Origin of the sequence: Arsenicicoccus sp. UBA7492 (assembly GCF_002479615.1) — a bacterium.
Lineage (GTDB): Bacteria > Actinomycetota > Actinomycetes > Actinomycetales > Dermatophilaceae > Arsenicicoccus > Arsenicicoccus bolidensis.
On sequence record NZ_DLOE01000059.1, the window covers coordinates 112,738 to 123,632 of the forward strand.

Sequence of the window (10,895 nt, forward strand, 5' to 3'; positions counted from 1 at the left end):
CGATGCCTCGGCCCGCGGCGGGTCAGGGGGATCACCCATAGGCCGCCCCCAGGAGCCCCACCTAGGGTGAGGAGCATGACAGCCGAGGGGGAGAGCGTCGCCCGGGGGACCCCGGTGATCCGCACACGCGGCATCACCATGGAGTACCCCCGGGTCCGGGCGCTGGACGATCTGGATCTCGACGTGGGCGACGGGGTCACGGGCCTGGTGGGCGCCAACGGCGCCGGCAAGTCGACCCTCATCAAGGTGCTGCTGGGGCTGCTGCCCCCGACGAGCGGCGACGCGCAGGTGCTCGGCCACGACGTGCGCTCGGAGGGCGCGTCGATCCGGGCCCGCGTCGGCTACATGCCCGAGCACGACTGCCTGCCGGCCGACGTCAGCGCCAGCGAGTTCGTCGTGCACATGGGCCGTATGTCGGGCCTGCCCCACACGGTGGCCCGGGAACGGGCGGCCGACGTGCTGCGGCACGTGGGGCTGGCCGAGGAGCGCTACCGCGTGATGGGCGGCTACTCCACCGGCATGAAGCAGCGGGCCAAGCTCGCCCAGGCGCTCGTGCACGACCCCGACCTCGTCCTGCTCGACGAGCCGACCAACGGCCTCGACCCCGCCAGCCGGGACGACATGCTCGACCTGGTGCGGCGGATCGGGACGGACTTCGGCATCTCGGTGCTCGTCACGAGCCACCTGCTCGGCGAGCTCGAGCGGGTCAGCGACCACGTGATCGTCCTGGACGGCGGGCGGCTGCTGCGGTCCTCGGCGACGTCGGAGTTCACCGAGGCGACGGGCACCCTGCTGGTCGAGGTGCTGGGCACCGCGACCGACCGCGACCGGCTCGGCCAGGCCCTCGCCGAGCGCGGCCTGCAGTGCCACCCCGTCGACAACGCCGTCGAGGTCGTGCCGCCACCCAGCGGTGAGGTCGGCGGGGTCGACATACGAGACCTGGTGCGCGACACGGTGATCGATCTCGACCTGGGGCTGGTGCGCATCCAGGAGGGACGGCACCGGATCCAGGACGTCTTCGCCATCCGCGAGGAGGTGCCGCAGCCATGACCGCCCGCATCCACGACCTCGGCTACCGCGGCTACGACGGCGAGCGCCTCGACGAGGGGGCCGTCGCCCGCTCGCTCTACGTGCTCGGGCTGCGGCACGCGTTCGGCCTCGGCCGGTCGATGAAATCCCGCCTGCTGCCCCTCGGCCTGCTGGCCGTCTCCGTGCTCCCGGCGCTGGTGATGGTCGCGATCACGGTCTTCATCAAGCTGGACCGGCTGCCGATGACCTACGACCGCTACGCCGACACCATGCAGACGATCACCGCGATCTTCGTCGCCGCGCAGGCCCCCGTGCTGTTCTCGCGGGACCTGCGGTTCCGCACCCTCCCGCTCTACCTCGCCCGGCCGATGCGGCGCAGCACCTATGTCCTGACCCGGCTGGCGTCGCTGTTCACCGCCATCCTGATCGTGGTCACGCTGCCGGTGATCGTGCTGTGGCTGGGCGCCCTGCTCGGCCGGCTCCCCTGGCAGGCCCAGACCACCGACATGCTCAAGACCCTGCCCCTGCTGGTGCTCCTGGCCGCCCTCCTCGCGGCGATCGGGGGGCTCCTGTCGAGCCTCACGACCCGGCGCGGGATCGCCGTCGTGGCCATCGTCGCCACGCTGTTCGTCAGCTCGGGGGTCGCCAACTCGATCGCCGCCATCGCCCAGTCCGCCGACGGCTCCACCCCCATCCAAGGCGTGTGGGCCGGCGCGCTGAGCCCGTGGACGCTGGTGGGCGGTCTCGGCACCTGGTGGTTCGACTTCGCGCCCAACCTCGCACCCCCGCGCGACCTCGCCGACGGGGCCGTCTATCTCGGGGTCGCGGCCCTCGTGATCCTCGGTGGGACGGCGCTGCTCCTGCGCCGCTACGCGAAGGTGGGGTCGGCATGAGCACCCTCGCCCTGCACCAGGTCTCGCGCTGGTTCGGCGACCTCGTCGCCGTCAACGACATCACGATGGACATCGGACCCGGAGTCACGGGCCTGCTCGGCCCCAACGGCGCCGGCAAGTCCACCCTGATCGCGCTCATGTCGGGCTTCCTGTCCCCCTCGGCGGGGTCGGTGACGCTCGACGGCGAGCCCACCTGGCGCAACCCCGGCGTCTACCGCCACCTCGGGCTCGTGCCCGAGCGCGAGTCCGTCATGGAGCACCTGACGGGGCGGGCGTTCGTGCGGGCCAACGCCGAGCTGCACGGCCTGCCCGACCCCGGCGCCGCCGCCGAGGCCGCGATGGAGCTCGTCGAGATGAACGACCCGGCGTCGCGGGTCATCCGGACCTACTCCAAGGGCATGCGCCAGCGCATCAAGATGGCCAGCGCGCTCGTCCACGACCCGGCCGTGCTGCTGCTCGACGAACCCTTCAACGGCATGGACCCACGCCAGCGGATGCACCTCATGGAGCTCCTGCGGCGCATGGGGTCCGAGGGCCGGACCGTGCTGTTCAGCTCGCACATCCTCGAGGAAGTCGAGCAGGTCGCCCGGCAGATCGAGGTCGTGGTGGCCGGACGCCACGCGGCGAGCGGCGACTTCGGCGCCATACGGCGTCTCATGACCGACCGACCCAACCACTATGTCGTCCGCTCGTCGGACGACCGCCGGCTCGCCGCCGCCCTGGTCGCCGACCCGTGCGTCCGCGGAGTCTCGTTGCGGCCCAAGGGCGGTCTGGACGTCGAGGCCGTCGACTTCGGCCGGTTCACCCACGTGCTGCCCCGCGTCTCGCGCGACCTCTCGGTCCGCCTGATCGAGGTCAGCCCCACCGACGAGTCGCTGGAGAGCGTCTTCTCCTACCTGGTGTCCTCATGAATCCCACCGTGATCCGCCTCGCCTTCTCCTCCCTGCTCGGCCGCAGCCGATCCCTCGGGCTGCTCGCGCTGCCGCTCGTGCTCCTCGCGGTCTGCCTGCTCGCCCGGCTGGCCGGCGGGGAGCCGCAGTCCACCGACGGCACCCTCGGACGCGCCGTCATGTCCGGGCTCGGGCTCGCCGTCGTCGTCCCCATGCTGGCCCTGCTCGTCGCCGCCCAGCTGCTCGGCAACGAGATGGACGACGGCACCATCGCCTACCTGCTGTCCAAGCCGATCCCCCGCTGGCACATCGTCGTCAGCAAGCTCATCACCGCGATCACGGCGACGCTGCTGCTCGGGGCGGTGCCGATGATGCTCGCCTCGCTGGTCCTCGACCACACCGACCTCGGCAAGGCGCTCGGGTGGGGGGTGGGTGCGGCGGTGGCGTCCGTGGCCTACTCGGCGCTGTTCCTCGCGCTGTCGTCGATGACCAAGCACTCTGTCGTGTGGGGCCTGATGTACCTCCTCGTCTGGGAGGGTGCCCTCGCCACCCTGCTCGAGGGCATCTCCTGGCTCAGCATCCGGTCGTGGAGCACCCGCATCGCCGGCTGGGCGGGCGACATGTCGGTGATCAGCGTCGACAGCGCGCCCCTCGGCTATGCCTGGATCGCGTCGGGCGTGGTGCTCGTGGCGGGGACCGCGTGGGCGGCATACCGCCTGCGCGGCCTGTCGATCACCGGGGACGACTGACCTGGCCGCGGTGCCGGCCGGACATCTCGCCGACGTCAGGCCGCCCGCCTGCCCGGAGCGCTCCCGACAGCGTTCGTGCGCTCGCAGCTCACGAACTGCCGGTCTCAGGCGCCGAAATCGGACGTTCGTGAGCTCGGAGCGCACATCTGCACGTTCACGACGCCGGCGCCGTGCAGAGTCAGCGCTCCCAGCGCGGCCCCCGCACGCCCCCCACGCCCCGCACCGTGCACAGTCAGCGCTCCCAGCGCACCCAGCGCACCCGAGGCGCGGGCTCGCGTCATGCGGTGGCCACGAGGGGCGGCGGGCGGCTCGCCATACGGGCTGGAGGGGTCAGGACCGGCCCGCCCGCACGATCGGGTGGACTCGGCCACCGTGATGGGTGGCGTTCTCCACCCGATGACGACGAGCCAGGGAACGGGTGGATTCGGCCACCGTGATGGGTGGCGTTCTCCACCCGACGAGGACGCGCCAGGGATCCGCCTGGGTTCGACACATCGACCTGGCGTGCCAACCCAGGTCGATGTGACTACCTGAGGTAGGTCAGGAGGTGGGGACGTTGGCCTCCAGCTCGGTCAGCCAGAGGCGCGGCGAGGCGTCGGAGGGCATGCGCCAGTCGCCGCGCGGTGACAGCGAGCCGCCGTTGACGACCTTGGGGCCGTTGGGCAGCGCCGAGCGCTTGAACTGCTGCGTCACGAACCGCTTGCAGAACACCTCGAGCCAGCGCCGGATCTCGGCCAGGTCGTAGGCGACCCGCTGGTCCTCGGGGAACCCGGGCGGCCACTCCCCTGCCTCGGCGTCGTGCCAGGCGTGCCACGCGAGGAAGGCGATCTTGGACGGGCGGTAGCCGCGCCGCAGCACGTGGTAGAGCGAGAAGTCCTGCAGCGCATAGGGGCCGATGGATGCCTCGGTCGACTGGGGCTTCTCGCCCTCGCGCGTCGGCACGAGCTCCGGCGTGATCTCGGTGCCGAGGATCGACGTCAGGGTCTCCCCCACCTCGTCCGAGAACTGGCCCGACGTCACGACCCAGCGGATGAGGTGCTGCATCAGCGTCTTGGGCACGCCGGTGTTGACGCCGTAGTGGGACATCTGGTCGCCGACGCCGTAGGTGCACCAGCCGAGCGCGAGCTCGGACAGGTCGCCCGTGCCCACGACGATGCCGCCCTGGTGGTTGGCGAGGCGGAAGAGGTAGTCGTAGCGCAGCCCAGCCTGGACGTTCTCGAACGTGACGTCGTAGACCTCCTCGCCGCGCCCGAAGGGGTGGCCCAAGTCCGTCAGCATCTGCGTGGCGGCCGGCCGGATGTCGAGCTCGGCGAAGGTCACCCCGAGCTGCTCGGAGAGGCGCTGCGCGTTGGTCTTGGTGTGCTCGGTCGTCGCGAACCCCGGCATCGTGTAGGCCAGGATGTCGCTGCGCGGACGCCCGAGCCGGTCCATCGCCTGCGCGCACACGAGCAGCGCGTGGGTCGAGTCCAGGCCGCCCGAGACCCCGATCACGGCCTTGGGCTGACCGATCGCCCGCATCCGCTGCTCGAGCCCGGACACCTGGATGTTGTAGGCCTCGTAGCAGTCCAGCGCCAGCCGCTCCGCCTCGTCCGGGACGAACGGGAAGCGGTCGACCTTGCGCCGCAGGCCGATGTCGCCGGTGGGCGGCTCGAGCGCGAACTCGACCGTGCGGAAGGCGGACACGCGGTCGGCGTGGGTGCGGCGGTTGTCGTCGAAGGTGCCCTGCCGCAGCCGCTCCGCCACGAGCCGCTCCAGGTCGACGTCGGCCACGGAGCGGGCCGGGCCGGCCGGGAAGCGCTCGGACTCGCCGAGCAGGTCGCCGTTCTCGTAGACGAAGGTCTGCCCGTCCCAGGACAGGTCGGTGGTCGACTCACCTTCGCCGGCCGCGGCATACAGGTACGCCGCCAGGCACCGCGACGAGGCGGAGCGCGCGAGGAGCTTGCGGTCCTCGGCGCGGGCCACCGTGATCGGGGATCCGGACAGGTTGGCGAGGATCGTGGCGCCGGCGAGCGCGGCCTCGGCCGACGGCGGCACGGGCACCCACATGTCCTCGCACACCTCGACGTGCAGCACGAAGCCCGGCACGTCGGTCGCGTCGAAGAGCAGGTCCGGGCCGAACGGCACGCGGACGCCTGCGACCTCGATCTCGCCGCGGACGTCGTCGCCGGGTGCGAAGTGCCGCCGCTCGTAGAACTCGCGGTAGGTCGGCAGGTTGGACTTGGGGGCGACGCCGAGGACGCGTCCGCGGTGGATGACGACGGCGCAGTTGTAGAGCCGGTTGCGCCAGGCGAGCGGGGCGCCGACGACGAGCACCGGTGTCAGCGAAGCGGTCTCGTCGACGATGCGGGTGAGCTCGCGACCCACCGCCTCGAGGAGGGGCTGCTGCAGGAGCAGGTCCTCGAGCGCATAGCCCGACACCGCGAGCTCGGGGAAGACGCCGAGCGCCACACCGTCGTCGTGCAGCTCGCGCGCCACGGCGACGATCGAGTCGGCGTTGCGGGCGGGATCGGCGATCGCGGTCGGTGCGGTGCAGGCGGCCACGCGCGCGAAGCCGTGGTGGTAGGCGCTGTAGAACGACTCGGCTGGCATGCCGCCATCCTGCCACCCGCACCGCGCGGAGCCCTGCTCGTCGCCCCTCCACGCGCCATTGGTCACCAATGACGTCCCGGGGCCCGATTGAACGATCCACAACGTCACTGGTGACCAATGGTGAAGGCCTGATCGGGCGGTTGGGGATCCTGGGCCGTATGGCGGAGGGGCCTACCGCGTCGGGGGTCGCCGCCCGGTGGCCCGGCCACGGCGCGGGCGATGCTGCGCTGCGACGCCCTGGGCCACGAGCAGGTCGGTGCGATAGGGGATCACCTCGCGCAGGTAGATCGTGGTGGAGGTGCGAATCACGCCGGGCGACAGGCGGATCAGCTCCGAGACGCGATAGAGGTCGTCGGGGCCGGTGGCCACCACGCGGACCAGCAGGTCCGTCTCGCCGGCCGGCGCCATGCACTCGACGACCTCGGGGATGCGGCTGAGCGACGCGATGGCGGCGTCGATCTGGTGCTGGTCGAGCTCGGCCGCCACGTGCGCCGAGACGCCGTAGCCCAACGACTCCGGCGTGACGCGGGACGAGTGCCGTCGCAGGACCCCGTCCTCGCGCAGCCGCTCGAGCCGGGCCTGCACCGTGCCGCGGGCGAGGCCGGTGCGCTGCGCGAGCAGCATCACCGTCATGCGGGGATCCTCGTCGAGCGCCAGCACGATCCGACGGTCGGTCTCGTCCAGGGCCATGAACGCCTCCTGTCCCACCACGCCCTCGCGCGGTGGTCGGTCTGATCGATGTTGCGCACCTCGCCGCGCGCGGATCGATCATATCGACCAATGACGGTGTTGGCTGTTGCGCAGGTTGATCGTCATACGGTCTGATCGAGGTCAGCAGGGTCGACGGGACACCATCTCGACGACCCGGGCCGGCCTCACCACCACGAGCGTCGACCCGAGAGGAACGGCGCGACGCCCACGAGGCCGAGCGGCGGACCAGCCGGCAGCGCACCCGCTGCGGACCTCCTCGAGAGCACCAGCGCCAGGGGCGCCGACGACACCGTCGGCGCCCCTGCTGCATGCGGACCTACCCCAGGTAGTCACATCGACCGGCGTTAGCACGCCAGGCGAGTGTGACTACCTCAGGTAGGTCCGGCGGATGACAAGGATCCTTGACATGCGAGGCGCCCCCGGCATACGGTCGAGAAGTCAAGCATCCTTGACATCGGCGATCAGGAGGGGCGATGCCCGACAGCCCGCTGCGTACGCGCCGCCAGGCCGCCGGCCTCACGCAGGCCGACCTGGCCGCGAGCGTCGGCGTCTCGCGGCAGACCGTCGTGGCGATGGAGCGCGGCGACTACGCACCCAGCGTCTATCTCGCCCTCCGCACCGCCCGCGCCCTGCACACCACGGTGGAGGAGATCTTCACCCTCGACCAGAAGGACCACGCATGACCCAGCGCAGCACACGGCCCGGCCGGCTCGAGCGGCTCGGCGACCGGTTCCTCAACCTGGAGTCGCCGACCTACGGCGACGAGCGCGAGCGCGCGGTCGTCCTCGCGGCCTCGTCCCTCGCCGCCTCCGTCGGCCTGGTCGCGCTCATGGCCTTCACGATCGTGCTGGCCCTCACGGGACTGCCCACCGTCGGCTTCGCCCTGTGGATCCTGGCCGTGCTGATCTCCCTCACGATGACGGGCTACGCCAAGGCCAAGGGGGTCGACATCCAGGCGCTCGGGAGCCGAGGGTCGGGGCGGCTGACGACGTGGGCGACCATCGCGAGCTTCGGCACCGTGCTGGTCTGGGTCCTCGCGACCTACTACTGGGTCACGAACGGCCACGGCGTGCTGCCCGTGAACTGGTCCCCGGACCTCAGCACACCCGCCGGGAGCGGCGACCAGCGGGGCTGGCTCCGATCGATGCTGGTCGGCGCCGTCGGCGGGGGACTCGTCGGCACCGTGTGGATGCTGATCGACAACGCCCGCCGGCGCAAGGCCGCTCGCGCCCAGCTCGAGGAGTCCGACCGCCGGGACCTGCCCGACGAGGACTGAGCGGCGGGCGGCATACGGCCTGGCTGGCAGAATGACGACCATGGCCTCCCTCGCTGACGTGACCCCTCCCATCGCCCTCGGCGCCCTCGACGGTCGCTATCGCAAGGCCGTCGCGCCGCTGGTCGACCACCTGTCCGAGGCAGCACTCAACCGGATGCGCGTGCACGTCGAGATCGAGTGGCTGATCCACCTCACGCAGCACCAGGTCGTGCCCGGCGTCCGGCAGCTCACCGACGCCGAGGTCGCGCAGCTGCGGGCGATCGTCGGAGACTTCGGGGCCGAGGACGTCACCGAGCTCGGCGAGATCGAGCGCGAGACCGTCCACGACGTCAAGGCGGTCGAGTACTACCTGCAGCGTCGCGTCGACCGGATCGCGCCCGAGGACGCCGCCCAGCTCAAGCAGCTCATCCACTTCTGCTGCACGAGCGAGGACATCAACAACCTCAGCTATGCCCTCATGGTCAAGGGCGCGGTGCAGGACGTGTGGCTGCCCAAGGCCCGCTCCGTCGTGGACCAGCTCGCCGCGATGGCGCGCGAGCTGCGCGACGTCCCGCTGCTCGCCCACACGCACGGCCAGCCGGCCACGCCCACGACCATGGGCAAGGAGATCGCCGTCATGGCGCACCGCCTCGGTCGGCAGCTGCGGCGCATCGAGGGGCAGGAGTTCCTCGGCAAGCTCAACGGCGCGACCGGCACGTTCGGCGCGCACCTCGCCGCCGTCCCCGAGGCCGACTGGGCCGCGATCTCCGAGAGCTTCGTCGAGGGCCTCGGCCTCACGTGGAACCCCCTCACCACGCAGATCGAGAGCCACGACTGGCAGGCCGAGCTGTATGCCGACACCGCCCGCTTCAACCGGATCCTGCACAACGTGTGCACGGACTTCTGGACCTACATCTCCATGGGCTACTACGCCCAGGTGCGCGGTCAGGGCACGGTCGGGTCGAGCACGATGCCGCACAAGGTCAACCCGATCCGCTTCGAGAACGCCGAGGCCAACCTCGAGGTGTCGTGCGCGCTGCTCGAGGTGCTGGGGTCCACGCTGGTGCAGTCGCGGCTGCAGCGCGACCTGACCGACTCCTCCATGCAGCGCAACGTCGGGACGGCATACGGCCACTCGATGCTGGCCCTGGACAACGTCGCTCGCGGCCTCGCCGGTCTGGACGCGGTCCCGGCCCGCATGGCCGCCGACCTCGACGGCAACTGGGAGGTGCTCGGCGAGCCGGTCCAGTCGGCGATGCGGGCGCTCGGGGCGCAGGGCGTCGCGGGGATGGACAACCCCTACGAGCGGCTCAAGGAGCTGACCCGCGGGCGCCGCATCGGGCAGACCGAGCTCGTGGAGTTCGTGCGCGGGCTGGGGCTGCCCACGGAGGTCGAGGAGCGGCTCGCCGCCATGACCCCGCAGACCTATGTCGGCCACGCCTCGGAGCTGGTCGACCGCCTCGGCTGACAGGATGGGCGTCATGACCCGTAGCAGCCTGCGCCTCGCCGCGCCCGTCCTCGCCCCCGTCTGCGCCTCCGTGCTGGCCCTGTCGGCGTGCGGCGGCGGCACGTCCACGACCGCTGGCACCAGCACGACGAGCGCAGCCGCCGGCGCGTCGCCGTCCGCCTCGGCCGCATCGTCCAGCGCGGCGACCGGGACCGCGACGCCGACGAGCGCGCCCGCGGACTGTCCGACCGAGGCCACGCGAAAGTTTGCCAAGACGCGCTTCGTCGCCGACGTGGGTCTCGCGGCCGGGACCTTCCACCGCTGGATCTACAAGCCCTACCAGGAGGGCGCCTTCCAGCAGGGCGCGCAGGGACGCCGGACCGCGATCGCCAAGGCCGTCGCCGTGGCCGCGCTCGACGTCAAGCTGATCAGCAACGCCTACGAGAACGTGAAGGCCGACCCGCAGCTCTGCCAGGCGATCGGCGGACCGCTCGGCAGGCTCAAGGACCAGACCACCACCATGAAGGACCAGATCACCAAGGGTGACCTGAGCTCGATCGCCGCCACCGAGGCGCTCGTCTCGGCCGTGCTCGGCAGCTCGCAGAAGGCCGGCCTCCCCATCGAGGAGACGACCGACCAGAGCAAGGCCGGCGTCGGCGGCTGACCGCCCCCGCACCCAGCGTCGTATGGCGGGACGCCCCGCACCGGCATCGGGGCTACTCCTGGTGGTGAAAGCCACCAGCAGTAGCCCCGATGTCCCGTGATCACCTGGTTGGGGGTGCCACGGGCCGCATGGCGGGCAGGTCCCGCACGTGCGCCGCCGCCGGGGGCACACTGACGAGAAGATCAGGCCACGGGCCCGGCCGGTGTCCGCGCTAGGAGGTTCCTCATGTCCACCAACCCGATCGACACGTGGGTCACGGTGCCTCGCCGCCTGCGCCGCTACGCCGAGGTGCTGGCGCCCGGCGTGTGGTGGATCGGTCACGAGGCGGTCGACGCCTCACGCGCGCGAGCGCTGCTGCTCGACGACGACTTCGCCGTCGTGCCGATCAAGGGTGACCACCTCACGACGATGAGGCAGGGCCAGGCCGCCGTCGCCGCCGCGCTGCGCCTGCCCGGGTCGGCCGCCGTCAACCTCGACGGACTGGTCGACGCCCTGCGCGACCTCGACCTGTGGTGGCCGCGCACCCGCCGCATCGTCCTGCTCTGGTCCGAGGCCCACGTGCTGCGCGAGGCGGACCCGGCCGGCTTCGACGAGCTCGTGTCGGTCCTGTCCGAGGCGCACCAAGGACTGTGGCGCTCCGAGCGTGACGCCGCCGTCACCGGCGACGA

At 71.7% G+C, this 10,895-nt stretch carries 11 protein-coding genes; 9 read left to right on the forward strand and 2 right to left on the reverse strand.

Going from position 1 to position 10,895, the window contains the following annotated elements; genetic code table 11:
- The first annotated feature begins 75 nt into the window (after positions 1–75).
- Genes B4E97_RS17965 through B4E97_RS17980 form a run of 4 tightly spaced genes read left to right on the forward strand, consistent with a single transcriptional unit; the run spans position 76 to position 3,561 of the window.
- Positions 76–1,050 carry an ABC transporter ATP-binding protein gene (locus B4E97_RS17965; protein WP_239265293.1) on the forward strand — a complete coding sequence of 325 codons (975 nt, stop codon included), beginning with the start codon at positions 76–78 and terminating at the stop codon, positions 1,048–1,050.
- Positions 1,047–1,922 carry a hypothetical protein gene (locus B4E97_RS17970; RefSeq protein ID WP_019285351.1) on the forward strand — a complete coding sequence of 292 codons (876 nt, stop codon included), beginning with the start codon at positions 1,047–1,049 and terminating at the stop codon, positions 1,920–1,922. The genes B4E97_RS17965 and B4E97_RS17970 overlap by 4 nt, the downstream gene beginning before the upstream one ends.
- Positions 1,919–2,833, forward strand: coding sequence for an ABC transporter ATP-binding protein (locus B4E97_RS17975; protein ID WP_029210171.1), 915 nt, complete (start codon positions 1,919–1,921; stop codon positions 2,831–2,833). The genes B4E97_RS17970 and B4E97_RS17975 overlap by 4 nt, the downstream gene beginning before the upstream one ends.
- Entirely contained in the window at positions 2,830–3,561 is a 732-nt protein-coding gene (locus tag B4E97_RS17980; protein WP_029210172.1) for an ABC transporter permease subunit, read from the forward strand. The genes B4E97_RS17975 and B4E97_RS17980 overlap by 4 nt, the downstream gene beginning before the upstream one ends.
- 540 nt (positions 3,562–4,101) lie before the next feature.
- Here the strand turns inward: B4E97_RS17980 and B4E97_RS17985 are convergent.
- Positions 4,102–6,150, reverse strand: coding sequence for an NAD(+) synthase (locus B4E97_RS17985; protein WP_286958368.1), 2,049 nt, complete (start codon positions 6,148–6,150; stop codon positions 4,102–4,104).
- A gap of 171 nt (positions 6,151–6,321) precedes the next feature.
- The gene (locus tag B4E97_RS17990; protein WP_286958375.1) at positions 6,322–6,840 is read right to left on the reverse strand and encodes an Lrp/AsnC family transcriptional regulator; all 519 of its coding nucleotides are present in this window, start codon (positions 6,838–6,840) and stop codon (positions 6,322–6,324) included.
- Positions 6,841–7,334: 494 nt separating this feature from the next.
- Between B4E97_RS17990 and B4E97_RS17995 the strand changes: the two genes are divergently transcribed.
- The 5 genes from B4E97_RS17995 to B4E97_RS18015 form a co-directional block, all read left to right on the forward strand.
- Positions 7,335–7,544: a helix-turn-helix transcriptional regulator gene (locus B4E97_RS17995; protein WP_239265289.1), complete on the forward strand. Its 210-nt coding sequence runs from the start codon at positions 7,335–7,337 to the stop codon at positions 7,542–7,544.
- Positions 7,541–8,137, forward strand: a complete 597-nt coding sequence (locus tag B4E97_RS18000) for a hypothetical protein (RefSeq protein WP_286961069.1) — start codon at positions 7,541–7,543, stop codon at positions 8,135–8,137. The genes B4E97_RS17995 and B4E97_RS18000 overlap by 4 nt, the downstream gene beginning before the upstream one ends.
- A gap of 31 nt (positions 8,138–8,168) precedes the next feature.
- Complete coding sequence (gene purB, locus B4E97_RS18005) at positions 8,169–9,584, forward strand: adenylosuccinate lyase (RefSeq protein ID WP_372490292.1); 1,416 nt, start codon at positions 8,169–8,171, stop codon at positions 9,582–9,584.
- A gap of 13 nt (positions 9,585–9,597) precedes the next feature.
- Positions 9,598–10,227 carry a hypothetical protein gene (locus B4E97_RS18010; protein ID WP_239265283.1) on the forward strand — a complete coding sequence of 210 codons (630 nt, stop codon included), beginning with the start codon at positions 9,598–9,600 and terminating at the stop codon, positions 10,225–10,227.
- A gap of 225 nt (positions 10,228–10,452) precedes the next feature.
- A partial coding sequence (locus B4E97_RS18015) for a barstar family protein (protein ID WP_286961072.1) occupies positions 10,453–10,895 on the forward strand: 443 nt, incomplete at its 3' end.

Excerpts from the sequence above, each read along its gene's own strand:
- B4E97_RS17980 (WP_029210172.1), top strand. The coding sequence starts at position 2,830 with ATGAATCCCACCGTGATCCGCCTCGCCTTCTCCTCCCTGCTCGGCCGC.
- B4E97_RS17990 (WP_286958375.1), bottom strand. The coding sequence starts at position 6,840 with ATGGCCCTGGACGAGACCGACCGTCGGATCGTGCTGGCGCTCGACGAG.
- B4E97_RS18010 (WP_239265283.1), top strand. The coding sequence starts at position 9,598 with ATGACCCGTAGCAGCCTGCGCCTCGCCGCGCCCGTCCTCGCCCCCGTC.
- purB (WP_372490292.1), top strand. The coding sequence starts at position 8,169 with ATGACGACCATGGCCTCCCTCGCTGACGTGACCCCTCCCATCGCCCTC.
- B4E97_RS17965 (WP_239265293.1), top strand. The coding sequence starts at position 76 with ATGACAGCCGAGGGGGAGAGCGTCGCCCGGGGGACCCCGGTGATCCGC.
- B4E97_RS18000 (WP_286961069.1), top strand. The coding sequence starts at position 7,541 with ATGACCCAGCGCAGCACACGGCCCGGCCGGCTCGAGCGGCTCGGCGAC.
- B4E97_RS17985 (WP_286958368.1), bottom strand. The coding sequence starts at position 6,150 with ATGCCAGCCGAGTCGTTCTACAGCGCCTACCACCACGGCTTCGCGCGC.
- B4E97_RS17995 (WP_239265289.1), top strand. The coding sequence starts at position 7,335 with ATGCCCGACAGCCCGCTGCGTACGCGCCGCCAGGCCGCCGGCCTCACG.
- B4E97_RS17975 (WP_029210171.1), top strand. The coding sequence starts at position 1,919 with ATGAGCACCCTCGCCCTGCACCAGGTCTCGCGCTGGTTCGGCGACCTC.
- B4E97_RS17970 (WP_019285351.1), top strand. The coding sequence starts at position 1,047 with ATGACCGCCCGCATCCACGACCTCGGCTACCGCGGCTACGACGGCGAG.